The sequence below is a fragment of the Bacteroides faecis genome (assembly GCF_020091505.1).
GTDB lineage: Bacteria > Bacteroidota > Bacteroidia > Bacteroidales > Bacteroidaceae > Bacteroides > Bacteroides faecis.
This window is the reverse complement of sequence record NZ_CP081916.1, coordinates 4,419,445-4,438,225: the sequence shown is the minus strand read 5'-3', so window position 1 is coordinate 4,438,225 and position 18,781 is coordinate 4,419,445. Positions and strand designations below refer to the sequence as shown.

9 protein-coding genes are annotated in these 18,781 nt (G+C 38.7%); all 9 read left to right on the top strand.

From position 1 onward, the window contains the following. Positions 1-84 precede the first annotated feature (84 nt). The 9 genes from K6V30_RS17405 (at position 85) to K6V30_RS17365 (ending at position 18,766) form a co-directional block, all read left to right on the top strand. Complete coding sequence (locus K6V30_RS17405) at positions 85-1,416, top strand: MFS transporter (protein ID WP_008765822.1); 1,332 nt, start codon at positions 85-87, stop codon at positions 1,414-1,416. 52 nt (positions 1,417-1,468) lie between these two features. After that, positions 1,469-2,437 carry a 1,4-beta-mannosyl-N-acetylglucosamine phosphorylase gene (locus K6V30_RS17400; protein ID WP_008765821.1) on the top strand — a complete coding sequence of 323 codons (969 nt, stop codon included), beginning with the start codon at positions 1,469-1,471 and terminating at the stop codon, positions 2,435-2,437. Positions 2,438-2,444: 7 nt separating this feature from the next. Continuing rightward, positions 2,445-4,715, top strand: coding sequence for a GH92 family glycosyl hydrolase (locus K6V30_RS17395; RefSeq protein ID WP_055270716.1), 2,271 nt, complete (start codon positions 2,445-2,447; stop codon positions 4,713-4,715). A 298-nt stretch (positions 4,716-5,013) separates the two neighbouring features. Further along, complete coding sequence (locus tag K6V30_RS17390) at positions 5,014-5,907, top strand: sugar phosphate isomerase/epimerase family protein (protein WP_055270774.1); 894 nt, start codon at positions 5,014-5,016, stop codon at positions 5,905-5,907. A gap of 527 nt (positions 5,908-6,434) precedes the next feature. After that, on the top strand, positions 6,435-7,910 hold the full coding sequence (locus tag K6V30_RS17385; protein ID WP_055270718.1) for a DUF4992 family lipoprotein: 1,476 nt from the start codon (positions 6,435-6,437) through the stop codon (positions 7,908-7,910). Positions 7,911-7,939: 29 nt separating this feature from the next. Then, complete coding sequence (locus K6V30_RS17380) at positions 7,940-11,248, top strand: SusC/RagA family TonB-linked outer membrane protein (RefSeq protein ID WP_055270720.1); 3,309 nt, start codon at positions 7,940-7,942, stop codon at positions 11,246-11,248. Between the two features lie 14 nt (positions 11,249-11,262). Beyond that, positions 11,263-13,476, top strand: a complete 2,214-nt coding sequence (locus K6V30_RS17375) for a RagB/SusD family nutrient uptake outer membrane protein (protein ID WP_008765815.1) — start codon at positions 11,263-11,265, stop codon at positions 13,474-13,476. Positions 13,477-13,979: 503 nt separating this feature from the next. Further along, positions 13,980-15,425 (top strand): DUF4992 family lipoprotein, encoded by a 1,446-nt coding sequence (locus tag K6V30_RS17370; RefSeq protein WP_008761666.1) that lies wholly within the window; start codon positions 13,980-13,982, stop codon positions 15,423-15,425. A 32-nt stretch (positions 15,426-15,457) separates the two neighbouring features. Continuing rightward, positions 15,458-18,766, top strand: a complete 3,309-nt coding sequence (locus tag K6V30_RS17365) for a SusC/RagA family TonB-linked outer membrane protein (protein WP_008761665.1) — start codon at positions 15,458-15,460, stop codon at positions 18,764-18,766. Positions 18,767-18,781 lie beyond the last annotated feature (15 nt).

The window sequence follows — 18,781 nt, the reverse complement described above, 5'->3', positions numbered from 1 at the left end:
AAGCGTTAGTAGTTTGCCCTTCTTAGTTGTATTATATATAGATGGGTCAGAAAAATGACCCTTTCATCTATATACTATTGAACTATGCAACAGAATAAAACTGCTTCTCAAGGAAAAACTATCAACCCGATTTATTGGGTACCTACCGCTTATTTTGCAATGGGACTTCCCTTTATTGCCATCAATTTGGTTTCCGTATTCATGTTTAAGGATTTGGGTATTTCTGATACTCAGATAACGTTTTGGACTTCTCTTATCATGATGCCCTGGACACTCAAATTCTTATGGAGCCCTTTTCTTGAAATGTATCGGACCAAAAAGTTTTTTGTACTGGTAACCGAACTGTTGAGTGGTATATTGTTTGGAGTAGTAGCTTTTTCGTTATTCTTTGATTATTTCTTTGCTATCAGTATTTCCACTATGGCGGTGATTGCGTTCAGTGGAGCCACACATGATATTGCTTGCGATGGTGTATATATGGCAGAACTGAATAAAGAGGATCAGGCTAAATATATTGGAGTGCAGGGGGCTTTCTATAATGTGGCAAAATTGGTTGCTAATGGTGGATTAGTTGCTTTGGCAGGTATGCTGGCCGAACATTTCGGGGCAATAGAAGGAGCTTCGATAGATGCCAATAAGGGTGCATATTCATCTGCATGGATGATTATTTTTGCCGTAATTGCTGCAGTAATGGTATTGCTCGGTCTTTATCATATAAAGATGTTGCCTTCTACACAAGTTCCTGCTACCGGAAAAAAAACTACTTCAGAAATCATGCAGGATTTGGTAAATGTGATTGGGAACTTTTTTACTAAAAAACATATAGTATATTATATCTTCTTCATTATTCTCTACCGATTGGCGGAAGGATTTATAATGAAGGTTGCTCCTTTGTTTCTGCGTGCCTCCAGAGAGGTCGGAGGTCTGGGGCTGTCATTGACAGAAATCGGAACATTGAATGGCGTCTTTGGTTCTGCCGCCTTTGTTATCGGTTCATTGCTGGGTGGAATATTTGTTGCCAGATATGGATTGAAGAAAACTTTATTCATGCTTTGTTGCGTGTTCAACCTTCCTTTCCTTGCTTATACTTTCCTTGCTGTAGTCCAGCCGACCAGTCTTTATCTGATCGGAACATGTATCACAATGGAGTATTTCGGCTATGGTTTCGGATTTGTCGGACTGACCTTGTTCATGATGCAGCAGATTGCTCCTGGCAAACATCAGATGTCACATTATGCATTTGCTTCGGGAATCATGAATCTGGGAGTTATGCTTCCGGGAATGATCAGCGGCTATTTTAGTGATTTACTGGGATACCGTAGTTTCTTTATCTATGTACTGATCGCAACAATTCCTGCTTTTTTGATGACCTATTTTATACCTTTTACGTATGATGATTCAAAAAAGAAAAAATAAATTGCTATTTTTGAGTGATAATAGATAACTAATTACTAAATAAATAATTATTATGAATAAGATTCAAATTCCCTGGGAAGAACGTCCTGTCGGATGTACAGATGTAATGTGGCGTTACTCGCAAAATCCGGTCATCGGACGCTATCATATTCCTTCATCCAATAGTATTTTCAATAGTGCTGTCGTACCTTTCAAAGATGGGTTCGCCGGCGTATTCCGTTGTGACAACAAAGCTGTACAGATGAATATCTTCACAGGGTTCAGTAAAGATGGTATTCATTGGGATATTAGTCATGAACCGATTCAATTTAAAGCCGGTAACACGGAAATGATCGAATCCGAATATAAATATGACCCGCGTGTTACATGGATTGAAGACCGATATTGGATTACTTGGTGTAACGGCTATCATGGACCTACTATCGGTATTGCCTATACATTTGATTTTATAGATTTCTTCCAATGCGAGAATGCCTTCCTGCCTTTCAATCGTAATGGAGTACTTTTCCCGCAAAAGATAGATGGCAAATATGCTATGTTAAGTCGCCCCAGCGACAATGGACATACACCGTTCGGTGATATTTATATCAGCTACAGTCCGGATATGAAATACTGGGGTGAACATCGTTGTGTTATGAAAGTGACTCCTTTCCCTGAAAGTGCCTGGCAGTGTACCAAGATTGGTGCAGGTTCGGTACCTTTCCTTACTGATGAAGGCTGGTTGCTTTTCTATCATGGTGTTATCACTACTTGCAACGGTTTCCGTTATGCAATGGGTTCGGCGATACTCGATAAGGATCATCCCGAAAAGGTACTTTATCGTACCCGTGAATATCTGATAGGTCCGGCTGCACCTTATGAACTTCAAGGTGATGTGCCCAATGTGGTATTCCCATGTGCGGCATTGCAGGATGGTGAGCGTGTAGCTGTTTATTATGGAGCTGCAGATACTGTTGTAGGAATGGCTTTCGGCTATATCCAGGAAATAATTGATTTTACAAAACGGACGAGCATTATTTAAGAAGGATATGAGACGTATATTATTAACTTGCACACTGGCTTTCACCCTTCTCCCCGTATTTGGGGGAGAGGGTAAGGCCCCCCCTATGAATAAGGAAAAGAGTCTGTTGATAGACTATGTAGATCCTTTTATTGGAACGACAAATTTCGGTACCACTAATCCCGGAGCTGTTTGTCCGAATGGAATGATGTCCGTAGTACCTTTTAATGTGATGGGTTCTGCTGATAATACTTACGATAAAGATGCACGTTGGTGGTCTACGCCTTATGAATATACCAATTGTTTCTTTACAGGATATTCTCATGTAAATCTGAGTGGTGTCGGTTGTCCTGAACTGGGTTCTTTATTGCTGATGCCTACTACCGGAGAACTGAATGTAGACTATAAGGAATATGGGAGCAAATATAAGGATGAACAGGCTTCTCCCGGCTATTATTCCAATTATCTGACGAAGTATAATATAAAGACAGAAGTCTCTGCTACTCCGCGTACAGGTATTGCCCGTTTCACTTTTCCTAGAGGAAAGAGTCATATACTTCTGAATTTGGGCGAAGGCCTGACCAATGAGAGTGGAGCCATGCTTCGTCGTGTAAGTGACAGCGAAATAGAGGGAATGAAACTATTGGGTACTTTCTGTTATAATCCCCAAGCTGTATTTCCCATCTATTTTGTGATGAGAGTGAACAAAGTTCCCACCACAACCGGATATTGGAAAAAGCAACGTCCGATGACAGGTGTGGAAGCAGAATGGGATCGAGACCAAGGCAAATATAAATTGTATACCCGCTATGGAAAAGAAATAGCAGGTGACGATGTGGGCGCTTACTTCACTTTTGAAACAGAGGAAGGAGAACAGGTCGAAGTACAGATGGGAGTTTCCTTTGTAAGCATAGAGAATGCCCGTTTGAATCTGGATAAAGAACAGTCGGGAAAAAACTTTGAACAGGTGCTTTCCGATGCCCGTGCACAGTGGAACGATGACTTGTCACGTATCACTGTAGAAGGAGGAACGGATGCACAGAAAACAGTTTTTTATACGGCACTTTATCATTTGTTGATTCATCCGAACGTTCTGCAGGATGTAAATGGTGAATATCCGGCTATGGAGAGCGATCAGATTCTGACAACGAAAGGTACCCGATATACTGTATTCTCTTTGTGGGATACATATCGTAACGTACATCAGCTTTTGACTTTGGTTTATCCCGAACGTCAGATGGAAATGGTACGTACCATGCTCGATATGTATCGTGAACATGGTTGGTTTCCTAAATGGGAATTGTATGGAAGAGAGACTCTTACGATGGAAGGTGATCCAAGTATCCCAGTGATTGTGGATACATGGATGAAAGGATTGCGTGACTTTGACGTAGATCTGGCTTATGAAGCTATGTACAAGTCGGCTACATTACCCGGGGCGGAAAATCTGATGCGTCCGGACAATGATGACTATATGTCAAAAGGATACGTGCCGCTTCGTGAACAATATGATAACTCCGTATCTCATGCACTGGAATATTATATCGCAGACTTTGCCCTTTCCCGTTTTGCGGATGCTTTAGGAAAGAAGAAAGATGCGGAAATGTTCTATAAACGCTCTTTGGGATATAAGCATTATTATAGTAAGGAGTTCGGTACATTCCGACCTATTCTTCCAGACGGAACTTTCTACAGTCCGTTCAATCCGAGGCAGGGAGAGAACTTTGAACCGAATCCCGGTTTCCACGAAGGTAATTCTTGGAATTATACTTTCTATGTACCACATGATGTATATGGATTGGCTAAACTGATGGGTGGAAAGAAACCTTTTGTCAATAAGCTGCAAATGGTGTTTGATGAAGGACTATATGATCCGGCTAACGAACCGGATATTGCTTACGCTCATCTGTTCTCTTACTTTAAAGGTGAAGAATGGCGTACACAGAAAGAGACACAGCGACTGCTGGATAAGTACTTTACGACCAAACCGGACGGTATCCCTGGAAATGATGACACAGGTACGATGTCTGCATGGGCTATTTTCAATATGATAGGTTTTTATCCCGACTGTCCGGGATTGCCGGAATATACATTGACTACTCCGGTATTTAATAAAGTAACGATCCGCTTGGATCCTAAATGGTATAAGGAAAATGAGCTGGTAATTGAGAGTAATCGTACCGGATCGGAAACTCTTTATATAAATAAGGTGTTATTGGATGGTAAGAAGTTCAATAAATACCGCATTACCCACGATGAACTTGTTCATGGTAAACGCTTGATATTTGATTTGAAATAACACGCAGTGTTTCATAGGTATCGTTTTTGGGTTGACAAGGCTGTCGGACTTTTCAGGGTTCGGCAGCCTATTTTTTTACATCTTACCTGAATAATCCTTTCAAAAAGATAGTGTCACTATATGTCTGCGATAATGACACTATATCAGTGGTATAGTGACACCATTTACCTGGGATAGTGTCATTATCTTATTTTTATAAATATCCCCTTTTCCGTTTTAGTATTAAATATTTGGAATGTAGCCGATTACAAAGTTTCCTTTCATCCGTCTTTTATACGATCAGCGTATAATTAAGATGATGAATAGAAAGAAATTATTTCAACATATCCTTTGGATATTAATCGTAGCAGAATGTTTTCCAATGCTGGCTGTTGCTGCATCGAAACAAAAAGAACAACGTTACAAGATCGCCGTATGTGACTGGATGATATTGAAACGTCAGAAGATTGGTTCGTTCCAATTGGTGCATGAGTTGAAAGGAGATGGAGTCGAGTTGGATATGGGTAGTCTCGGTAAAAGAGAAATGTTCGATAACAAATTGCGTGAGCCCCATTTCCAGCAGCTATTTCGTGAAACAGCTCAGAACTATAATTTAGAGGTTCCTTCTATTGCTATGTCCGGTTTTTATGGACAATCTTTTTTAGATCGTGCTAATTATAAAGAATTAGTTCGGGATTGTCTGGATGCAATGAAAGTAATGGGTGCCAAGGTCGCTTTTCTCCCTTTGGGTGGAGTGGAAGCAGGCTGGCAGGAAACTCCGGAACTTCGGACAGCTTTAATAAAACGGCTGAAGGAAGTAGGGGATATGGCTGCTTCGGAAAGAGTTGTAATTGGCATTGAAACTCAATTGGATGCAAGAGAAGAAGTGAAACTATTGAAAGAGATTAATTCTCCCGGTATCAAGATCTATTTTAAATTTCAGAATGCATTAGAGAATGGAAGGGATCTATGTAAGGAACTCAAGATTCTTGGAAAAAATAGAATTTGCCAGATTCACTGTACAGATACGGATGGAGTGACTCTTCCTTTCAATGAGCGGCTGGATATGAATAAGGTAAAAAAGACGCTTGACAAAATGGGCTGGAGGGGCTGGCTGGTTGTAGAACGCTCACGAGACAAGGATGATGTGAGGAACGTGAAGAAGAATTATGGAACGAATATAAAGTATTTGAAAAAGGTGTTTCAAGAGTAATATAATAATTGAGATAATAGGTAGGAGGGACTTCAAACATTATATGTCCTCTTACTATATTAAAAGTCCGAACTTAAAAAAGTTCGGACTTTTTTTTCACTATGCGAATCAAATCCTAATCCTATAGAGATATTGATGCTTTCTCATCCTTTATTTCGGATGCTTGTAACCATTTTGTTTTTTATTTAATTCACTGTTTCCGTTATGGTATCAATCAGCAGAATTTTGGTGGATTACAATGATCTTATCCATTCGTCCTTTATATGAATCGGTTAAAGTGGAAGTTAAAACGATGTGAAGATGTGGAGAAGAACGATGATTGGAATATAAAATATTTAAAAGAAAATTTTCAACAATGATAGGGAGGGGAATTATGATATAGTTTAATAAAACTAAGAGAAAAAACTTCAGATTCTATTTTTTATTCTTTTTAAGAGATTACGATTCTTTTAGTTGTATCTTTTTATTTATGTGAATAGATGTCTGATGATGTAATATATCATTTTATATAAATTAAAATTTAATCTATGAAGAGTAAACATTTATTCTTGCGAGTAAAAAGGGATAGTTTGGCATTTGCGGCAGCTATACTTCTTTTTAGTTCTTGTGTCGATGGATACAAGGATGATTGGACCTTCTCATCGGAAGTTCAGGGGGTAACCTTGGAATCACCGTCGACTGAAGGTTGGACTTTTACCAGAAACGTAGATATTACGTCTCTGGAAATTAAATGGCCGGTAGTGCTAGGAGCCGGTGGGTACCAAGTGACATTTTATAATATTGATGATCCTGACAATCCAGTTGTTATAGGCGAAGAGAATGAAGTCGTAGATAAATGTACGATTACGCGTGATATTACTGAAGATACAAAGTATAAGGTTGCAGTCAGAGCATTAGGAAATCAGAAGTATAATAACGCTGATGCTGTTGCAGCTACGGAAATGACTTATAATACATTGGTTCGAGTACGTGAAACAATACCAACAGGAACTAATCTGACCGAATATTTTACGGCAAATCCGATTGATCCTCTTGCAGAAGGAGAAGAAGAAATAGCTTATGAATTAGTGGCAGGTGGTGTATATGAAATGGATGGTAATATTGATTTAGGAACGACTACATTGACTATTCGTGGCGACAAAGTAAATCATGCCAAACTGACAATGAAAAGAAATGCTTCTTTTATAAATCGCGGAGCTGGTCTAAAAATTAAGTTTATAGATTTTGATTTTGATGCTGATACTTACAGTGCTTCTAATAGTAGAGGTGTCGTTATGTTCAATAGCACAGAAGCCGGTATAGTGCAGCAGCCTTATGTTTTCCAATCTTGTACTATAAAAGATCTTCCCGTACCATTATATTACTGTAATAATGGTTATGCTTTGTCGTCATTGTCTATTACTGATTGCTTGGTTAGCATTAATACAGCAAGTACTATATTTATAGCATTCAACGGTCAAGGTTGGATCAAAGATTTGAGCTTTTCAAACAGTACTATTTATTATACGGTTCCCGGATCTGCCTATTTTGTTCAGATGAGAGGACGTACTCCGTCAAACTTTAGCGGATCTGGCTGGAGTACATCGCTTCGGAAAATGAGTAATTGTACGTTCTATCAAATTGGCACTAACAATCGTTTCTTTAATAATGTAATAAACAGTAATAGTGCTGTGTTCTTTTTGGAAATGCAGAATACTATTTTTGCAGACTGTGTCGTAAGTTCGGCCACAGGAACTGAAGGTGTTTTCAGACGGATCTGTAATGCGGGAAATTATGGTAATGTAAATTATACACTTGGATATAATACTTATTATTATAGTGCTGTTCCGGGAGGATTCCTTGATTATGATACTAGTGATGAGAATGGACGAGACCATTCGGGAACAGCTATTAAGGTAGAGCCAAAGTTTGTGAATGCTGCTAACGGTGATTTTACTTTGAGTAGCTCGGAGCATATTGCGAAACGTTGTGGAGATCCACGTTGGCTTCCGACAACAGAATGAATACAATGTATAAACAATAACAGAATACTATGAGTAAAAGATATTTCATTTTAGGCTTATGTATGCTTTTTATACAAGCCTTTGCGCAAATCGTCTATGCCCAAAATGCACGTACGGTGACCGGGGTTGTTGTGGACGAATTTGGTGACCCAATTATTGGGGCTGCAATTAAGATTGTAGATTCTACGGTAGGCACGATAAGTGATATTGATGGTAAATTTAGCCTTCCCGTCCCGGAAGGGGGAAGATTGGCTGTTTCATTTGTAGGATACGTTTCTCAAACAATAACGAATTTGAATAATCCAAAGATTGTATTGAAAGAAGATGTAGCTAATCTGGATGAGGTGGTTATTGTAGGTTATGGTACACAAAAAATGAAAAACATAACGGGGGCGATTGAAACCATTACTCCGGATGAGATTAAAGATCTTTCGGTGGGTAACTTAGGTGATGCATTGAGCGGAATGATGAGTGGTTTGCATGTAAATTCGGGTGGTGGTCGTCCGGGTAGTACCCCAAGTCTACAAATACGCCAAAGTAATATCAATACCAGCATTACTCCCAATTCAACGCGTGGAGGTGATGCAGATCCTAGCCCATTATATGTAATTGACGATTTTATTTCTATAGAGGATGCATTTAATAATTTGGATGTGAGTGAAGTAGAAAGTATTACGGTTTTGAAAGATGCTTCGGCAGCTGTATATGGGGCACGTGCGGCTTACGGTGTCATATTGGTGAAAACCAAGCGCGGTAAGGTAGGTACACCTTCCATATCTTATACAGGGCAATTCGGTTTTACTGATGCTTTGAAAAAAACTAAGATGCTAAGTGCTTATGATTATGGACGTATTTATAATGCCGCACGTGGAGCTGGAACTTCTACCGGTGAATCGGAATCGGATAATAGAAGAACGCAATATTTCCAGGCTGACGAATTGGAAGCAATGAGAGGACTGAACTACGATTTGCTGGATGATGAGTGGAGTGCGGCTTGGACGCAACGCCACAGTTTCAGTATTAATGGCGGTACAGAGAAGGCTACTTATTTTGCGGGTGCATCTTACTATAATCAAGAAGGTAATATGGGACGTTTAGATTATGATCGTTGGAACTTCCGTGCGGGTGTTAATGCTAATATCGGTAAGTGGATTAAAGCCTCCTTACAGTTCTCAGGTGACATGGGTGAACAGAATAACTCACGTAATGGTATAACCAGTGGTGGGACAGATGCTGATTTTAATTCTCTAATGACACATTTGCCTTTTGTGCCCGGATATGTAGGTGGACGTCCTGTTGTATATACAGGTATGGAAAATGTGTCTTCGGGCTTAAGTGCTGTACGACTATTCCATTTTGGAGCAGTTCAGGATTCTCCTGACAATACTCAAAATCAGACAAATAATATGTCCATAAACGGTTCATTGGAATATGATTTTGGTTGGAGCAAATGGTTGAAGGGGCTAAAAGTGAAAGGTTCTTATTCGAGGAGCATTATCAATAATAAGAGTAATAATATCGGTACTAAAATGAATGTCTACAGGCTGCTGGAACGTGGTGGCAGTGGAAATCACCTTTATACTGGCGATGATATAAATATAGATGATAGCAATTTTGGTACTTTTACTTTGGATAATGGTAATTTATTGAGCCGTGCGATGAATAAAACGGATAACTACCAGATGAACTTGACAGTCAGCTACGCACGTCAGTTTGGTTTGCATAATGTGAATGGATTGTTTTCTATTGAAAAGGCAGAATCGGAATATGAATATCTGACCGGTACTGTAACTGATCCTTTCAGCTTTACCGATGGACAATCTAATTCGACAGCTACCGGTGCGGATCAAACGACTACGTTCGGTCGTACGGAATCGGGTATGCTCTCTTATATCGGTCGTCTGAACTACTCGTATGCAGACAAGTATTTGTTTGAGTTCCTGCTTCGTTCGGATGCATCTACCAAATTTGCTCCTAGTAACTACTGGGGAATGTTCCCTTCATGGTCAGCAGGTTGGGTTATCTCGGAAGAAAGCTGGTTTAATAAAGAAAAACTAGGTATTGATTTCTTGAAGATTCGTGGTTCATTCGGTATTTTGGGAAGAGATAATATACAACCTTGGTTGTGGACACAACTTTATAGCCGAAATGCAGATGGAGGTCCTATATTTGGTACAGCCACCAATACCTATAGTGGTGCAACATTCCAAATGCCGCAAAGAGGGGTCAACGCAGATGTACATTGGGATAAAACCTACAAGACCAATTTAGGTATCGATGTCAGGATGCTGGATAGTAGACTGGGTATTACATTAGATGCTTACTATGATATGGGACGTGAGTTGTTCACAACTTTCACGGGTACTTCTTTCTATCCGACTACTGTAGGTACGCAGGCTACTCCTGAGAACTTTGGAGAAGTTGATACGTATGGTTTAGAACTTACTTTGAATTGGAAAGATAAAATCGGTAAAGATTTTTCTTATTGGGTAAAAATGACTACCGGTTACAGTGATAACAAGATTAAAGAAGCCGGATTCCAGGCTACTCCCGGTTTTGATGACATTGTTCGGGGTGAACGTTCCGACCGTGGTGTGTGGGGATACGAATGTATTGGCATGTTCCGCACCTATCAGGATATCGAAGAGTATTTCGCAGTGAATAAGATCACTTCTTATCTTGGGAATACGAAAGATAACATTCATCCGGGTATGTTGATCTATCGTGATGTACGTGGTCAGCGTAATGCCGATGGTACTTATGGTGAAGCAGATGGCGTGATTGATCAGAATGACTATGTGAAGATTTCCAATCGTGCCAATAATCCTTATGGATTGACTTTTAATTTTGGTGCTTCGTATAAGAACTTCTCATTCAGTGCTCAATTTGGTGCAAGCTGGGGTGCTTATGCTCTTGTACAGACAGACTTACGTCAGGAAAAATACGATGATCTGGAATATAAAAATGTATCTGCCATGTGGAAAGATATGTATGTGTATGAAGATGTATTGGATGCCGGTGGTAATGTAGTGGCGCCAATGAACCGGAGTGCTAAATATCCAAACTTAAGATATAGTGCCATAAACGGTCAGGCTTCTACATTTTGGAAAGTTAGCGCAGCCAGCGTTCGATTACGTAATTTGACAGTTGCTTATAGCCTTCCGAAGGAATGGACAAATCGGATCGGCATCAGCAGTTGCCGTCTGAATTTGACTGCTCAGAACCTTTTAAACTTTTACAATCCTTATCCTGATGGTGTTTGGAGTACATGGGGAGGCACTTATGGAAGATATCCTAATTTGCGTAAAGTAACTTTAGGTGTTAATGTCTCATTCTAATATCAAAGAAGATTATGAAAGAAAAGATAAATAAAATATGTTTGACAGCATCGATGGTGACAGGACTAATCTGTTTTACTGGATGCAGCGATGATTTTCTGAAAGACAAGAAAGTATATGGAAGCTATGACGCTTCGGTTGTGTACGAAAATTATGAAACAGCCAAAAGTCGTGTGGACTTTTTATATCAGTCTTTATTGCCTAGTTCTACCGGAGGTTCCAATGCTTTGACCGATATAACCAGTGCGGGTATTGATGACGATTTTTCCAAATGTACGGAGGAATATGGAGACTACTCTATTTTCAATGATCCTACGGCATCTCTTACTATTCAGACTGTTCCCGATTATTTTTATGTAATCAACAGTGAAAGAAGTCCTTGGGGACGTATCCGCGAATGTAATAATGTGATTGAAGGTGTGACGGGAAGTGCGACTCTTTCGCAGACAGAGAAAGAACAATTACTCGGACAAGCTTACTTTTTTCGAGCATGGCGTTATTATCTGTTGGTGAAAATGTATGGTGGTGTTCCCATTGTAGACCACGTCCAGAATCCGGTGATAGGTGATGGTAATGGTGAGAATCTGGTCATTCCTCGTTCCTCGACTAAGGCTTGTATAGACTTTATATGCGATGACTTGGAACTGGCAGCCAGCTATCTTCCTGCACGTTGGCAGAATGAAGGGCAGGATTACGGACGCATAACCGCCGGTGCAGCACTTGCTCTAAAAGGTCGTACATTGTTGCTTTATGCTAGTCCACTTTTTAACCGTGCCGATGACGCATCTCGTTGGAAAGATGCTTACGACGCCAATTTTGCTGCCATCACTAAACTGAATGAAGGTAACTTCGGACTTGCTTATGAAGGCAATGGCGGAGAAGACAATGCCAAGAATTGGGCCAGAATGTTCGCCACTTATACAGGTGGAAGCGAAGCCGTATTTGTTACTTTATATAATAATGTGTCTCCTATTGCTTCACAAAACATCAACCGATACAACTTGTGGGAGCAGGGAATCCGACCAGGAAATATAAACGGAGGCGGAGGAAAGACTCCTACAGCGGAAATAATAGACATCTTCCCGATGATTGACGGTAAGAAACCGATGGAATCAGGAGTTCATTATGACCCTAAAAAGTTCTTTCTAAATCGTGACCCGCGTTTCTACCGTACATTTGCATTTCCGGGGGTAGAGTGGAAATTCAACAGTGGCAATGTCGATTTTTCAGGAGCAACGATGTCTGGTTTATGCCCAACCCGTTATACCAGTGGTGCGAACTATGAACTTTGGAATTATTGTTGGTATACTACGGCTGATGAGCGTAATAATCCGAGTAGAAGCGGTTTTGCAGCCGATATGCTGGGCACTAAGAATAGAGGAGTCTATGTTCGTAAACGTTCGGATGATTTTGATTTGGGCACTAGTCTTTATGTGTTTACTGATAACAGCAGTGGTGATCAGCAGGGATTCAGACGATCGGCAGCTCCTTACATGGAGATACGGTATGCGGAAGTATTGCTGAATCTGGCAGAATCAGCTTGTGGTGCGGGCGGCACTTATCATGCGGAAGGGGTCAAGGCGCTGAAAGCCGTACGTGGCAGAGTAGGCTATACGAGTGCAAATAATTATGGCCTGGATGCGGCGATTGAAACTGACCGTGCTAAATTGTTTGAAGCTATATTGTATGAACGTCAGGTAGAGTTGGCTTTTGAAGGTAAACGTGCGTATGATATGCGTCGTTGGATGCTATTTGACGGAGGTGTAGGACAAGGTGCTTTGAATGCAAGTTGGGCATTGAGTGGCTTTGGAGGTAATACTTGTACTTATTTGGGTGTGACTCCGATGAATGAACGTGGTAAGAGATATCGCATAGAAATCAATGTTGAAGGTACCGGGTCTGCAAATAATGACAGTGATCCGATTAAAAACGTAGAGCGACCAGCAGCACTGACATTGAATGAGAAGATTGCTACGGAAGCAGACGGAGAAACGATTCTTGATCCGGCTGTGTCAAGTATATGTACATTCTATGATACCTATTTCTCACGTAAAGATATCAGTCTTGATGGTAATGTGCTGGACATTAATCCTTATTTCCAACCCAGATATTATTTCTTTGGATTGCGTCAAAGTGCACAGCAAACTAATGCGACATTGTATCAGACCATTGGTTGGGAAGATTATGCTCACGGTGGTATGGGTACTTTCGACCCATTGGCAGAATAAAAGATTTTTCTGATTCCCGGAAAAAAGTAATTTAATATAAAAAGGTGGCCTCAAGGCACTTTCCTTTTAATAGGAAAAGTGTCTTGAGGCCTTTTTTTGCATATAATTTCCAATTAACTTCATTTTTGTTCTTTTTATGTGATTACATATCTTTAAATCATACGTCCTTTTTATGTATGAAGAAAAAGAAGAGTGGTATATGTATTTTATGATTATTTAAGTAGTTTACTAACATGTCTTCATTCAAGAGTTCATGGGAAGCTTCTTATAATTTTTATTGAGATGGAAAGCAATTCACAAGATTAACTGACTGTCAAAGTAGGGAACTGAATAATAGGAATCAAACCGAACAAAGAAATAAATCGAAGACTGTAGAAAGAAGCCATTAGTTTTGCAGCCATTACTGCATAAATGTGAATGAAATGTTTAACGGACTATTGTATATAATATTCAACTTAAATATTGATAACATAAGAACGTATTGTTTAATTTAAATTTAATGTATGAAAAGTAATCGTTTATTTTTACGAAGAAGAACACGTGGACTGTTATTCGCTACGTTATTATTTCTTTTAAGTAGCTGTACCATAGGGTATCACGAAGACGAATCTTTTGAGTCGGATGTGAAAAATGCTACACTGGAATCTCCCCAATTGGAGAATGTAAAAGTGGAACTTGATGCCACAGGAGAAAATGCAACTATTGAATGGCCTGTAGTGCATGGAGCAGAAGGTTATGAGTTTTCTTGGTATGTAGTTGATGATCCTGAAAATCCGATAGCTGTAGTTGAAGGAGAGTTTATCGATGGTTGTAGCGTTGAATTGGAAGTAGAAGAAGATACAAAATATAAATTCTTAATTAAAACCATTGGAAATAAACAGTTTAATAACAAAGATGCAGAAAAAGCCTGTGAAATAAGTTTTTCAACTTTACTTGAAACATATGCATCCATTCCTAGTGGAGTAGATTTGACTCAATGGTTTATTGATAATCCGCTTCCAGAGACTGATATGGAACCTAATGAAGATGGCACTTTAAAAGAGTTGGCATATGAATTAGAGGCTAACGGTGAATATACTATATCAGGTCCAATAGATTTTGGAGCACGTAAAGTTACAATTCGTGGAAATAAAATTAATCATTCGAAAATTACATTTGGTCAAAGTGGTAGAATATTAACACAGAATGGTTTGAAGATAAAGTTTATGGATTTCTATTGTAATGCAATGGAGAAAGGTTCTTCTGATGCTTCATTAATTGGATTAAGTAAGACTCCAAATGAACAATTAAAAGTATCTTCTGGAGAATACGTTATTAAAGATCCCATCGTTATTCAGTCTTGTAATGTATATGACCTTAATAGGCATTTATTATATGATTCAGGGAAAAAATATTGTGTAGAAAACTTTACAGTAAAAGCTTCTTTTATTAGATGTAATCAGTCTAATACGATTGTGTATTTTAATAAAGGTAGTTTTATTAATATAACATTTAAAGAGAGTACTCTTTGTAGTACTGTACAGAATGGAAGTTATTTTGCACAGGTAAATGGTAACAGACCTAACAAGATTACTGGATATTCAAATGGAACTTTTAATTTTTATAATTGTACAGTATACAATCTTGCTTATAGCAAAGACTTTACTAATTGGAATAGCTATAGAGGACAAGCATGCTTAACACTAAATTTCTCCAGAACTATTTTTGTAGATTGTGGTAAAGGAGATATGACGAATAAAATAATGGGTAATGCAAATATGTCTAGAAATTTTGAATATAATACTTATTGGTATAATGGTAGTCAAAGTAATGACAAATATGATACAAATACTCTTGATACAGATCCTGGCTTCATTAATGCTGTAAATGGTGATTTTACTGTAACTGGAGCAAGCCAGCTTGAAAAGAGAACCGGTGATCCACGATGGCTTCCACTTGTTGAAGAGTAAGTAAAGTAGTATGATAATAAAAATTAAATACAATGAATAAGAAAAATATTATTCTCAGTTTATTCATCGGTACACTGTTGACTTTTGTTATGCCATTGTGTGCCCAGAATCAGACAGTAACTGGACTTGTTGTAGATGTAAGTGGTGAACCGATAATAGGTGCTACTGTCATGGTGGTAAATGGGACAGTAGGTACAGTGACAGATATTGATGGGAAATTTAATATTAAGGTTGCTCCAAAAAGCAAATTGAAAGTTTCCTTTGTTGGATATACTTCACAAATTATATCTGATTTAAAAAATCCTAGGATTGTACTTTTAGAAGATCAACTGAAATTAGATGAAGTTGTAGTACTTGGTGATTATGGTTCTCAGAAATTACGTAATGCAACAGGTGCCATTGAAACGATTTCCACAGAAGAATTGAAAGATTTGTCAGTGGGTAGTTTGGGTGACGCGTTAGCTGGTAAAATAAATGGTTTACATGTATCACTTAGTGGTGGGCGTCCAGGTAGTACACCAAGCTTACAGATTCGTCAAAGTTCAGTGAATACTACCATTACTCCAAGTTCTGATTTAGGAGGTAATGCAAGCCCTACTCCACTATATGTTATTGATGGCTTTATTGCAGATGAAGGTGCTTTCAATAATTTAGATATAAATGAAGTAGAAAATGTGACTGTTTTAAAGGATGCTGCAGCGGCTGTATATGGAGCACGTGCTGCGTATGGTGTTGTGCTGGTTAAGACTAAACAAGGAAAAGTAGGTGCTCCCAAAATTTCTTATTCAGGACAGTTTGGTTATACAGATGCATTGATGTTACCGAAGATGCTAAATGCCTATGATTACGGTCGTATATACAATGCTGCTCGTGCTGCTAATACTGCTACTAAGGATCAAGAATCCGATGACTTGAGGGTACAACTTTTTCAATCTGATGAGTTGGAGGCAATGAAGGGTATGAATTATAATTTATTAGATAAAGAATGGAGTGCGGCTTTGACGCAGCGTCATAGTGTCAACATTAGCGGGGGAACAGAAAAAGCAACTTATTTCGGTGGTGTTTCGTATTATCAGCAAGAAGGTAATATAGGGCGCTTGGACTATAATCGTTGGAACTATCGTGCTGGTGTAAATGCTAATATTTCAAAATGGATGAAAGCTTCTTTGCAGGTATCTGGTAATTATGGAGAGACAAATAAACCTAAAAATGTAAAAGGTGGTGGCTCTGATGGTGATTTTGAATCTTTAATGTTACATGTACCTTATGTGCCTGATCAAGTAAATGGATATTATATTTTTCATTCAGGTATGGAAAATATAACTAATCCAAGTGATCAGCAGAAGTATAATTTTGCAGCAGTACAGAATGCGTCAGATAATGTTGAGAATCAGAATCAGAATTTTTCTCTTAACGGTTCATTAGAGTATGATTTTGGTTGGAGTAAATACTTACGTGGTTTAAAGGTAAAAGCTTCTTATTCAAAAAATATAAGTACAGGAAAAACAAATACTATCGGTACAAAAATCGATGTATATCGCCTTATATCCCGTGGTGGCAGCGGTGGTCACCTTTATGTTGGTGACGAGATTGAATACAATGCTAATACATTGGGATTGTATGAGTTGAATAATGGCAACTCTTTGGGGCGTAGTATGAATCGCTCAGATAGTTATCAAATGAACTTAACAGTAAGCTATGCACGTCAGTTTGGTAAGCATTATGTCAGTGGTTTGTTCTCTATTGAAAAAGCAGAATCAGAATGGGAAGATTTGAATGGTAGTCTTACAGATCCATTACCTTTTACAGATGGCCAATCTAGTTCTGTGGATTCCAATGCAGAAGGTTTTGCTCAAACTGTAACGTTTAACCGCAGTGAGTCTGGTATGCTTTCTTATGTTGGTCGTGTGAATTATTCATATGATGATAAATATTTGTTTGAGTTTATGCTCCGTTCTGATGCCTCTGCCAAATTTGCTCCTCAGAATTATTGGGGAATGTTCCCTTCATGGTCTGCCGGCTGGGTTATTTCAGATGAAAAATGGTTTGATAAAGACAAGACAAAAATCGACTTTTTGAAGATACGTGGTTCGTTTGGTATTCTTGGTAAAGATAATGTGAATGCTTGGCTTTGGACTCAGCTTTACACCCGTAATCCAGACAAAGGACCGATCTTTGGAACTAATTCTAGTACAAATACAAGTGCTACGATTCGTATGCCGAAACAAGGAGTAAATCCTGATGTACATTGGGATAAGACTTATAAAACTAATTTTGGTATTGATATGGCCTTTTTGAAGAATCGAATGAGCGCTAATTTGGACTTCTATTATGATATGGGCCGTGAAATGTTTGCTTCACATCAAGGAACTTCTTATTATCCGAATACGGTAGGAATACAGCCTGCTCCAGAAAACTTTGGTGAGGTAGATACATATGGTGTTGAATTGTCATTAGGATGGAAGGATAAAATTGGAAAAGACATGTCATATTGGGTAAAGCTTACAACAGGATACAATGATAATAAAATCAGAGAGACAGGTTGGAAGGCTGCATATGATTTTGATAAATTAGTGAGAAATGAACGTTCTGATAGAGGACTATGGGGTTATGAATGTATAGGTATGTTCCGTAGTTATCAGGAAATTAATGAGTACTTTGATAAATATAGTATTACTAAATATTTAGGAAATACAAAAGAAAATGTACATCCTGGTATGCTGATTTATAAGGATGTACGTGGACAATATGATGAATCAACTGGAACTTTTGGTCCGGCAGATGGTATTGTTGATGAACAAGATTATATAAAAATTTCTCACCGTGCTAGTAATCCTTACGGTGGAACTTTAAATTTCGGTTTCTCTTATAAAGATTTTTCTATTAGTGCGCAGTTTGGTGCAAGTTGGGGAGCATATTCCTTAGTTCCTACAACTATGCGTAAAGAAAGTTACTCTGAATATAGTAATGTGTCGGCAATGTGGAAAGATATGTTTGTATATGAGGATATTTATGACGCTAATAATATAGTAACTGTAGCACAAAACAGAAATGCAAAATACCCGAATATTCGCTATAGTAGTGTAAATGGTGCACCCTCTACTTTTTGGAAAGTAAGTGCAGCAACAGTGCAACTTCGTAATATGACAGTAGCTTATGCATTGCCTAAAGAATGGCTAAAAATAATTGGCATTAGTAGTTGCCGTTTCAATCTTACTTGCCAAAATGTATTTAACTTCCTAAACCCTTATCCAGAAGGAGCATGGGCTTCTTGGGCGGGAAGCTATGGATATTATCCGAACTTACGTAAATTCACGTTAGGTGTTAATGTTTCATTTTAATAATTTGAATACAAT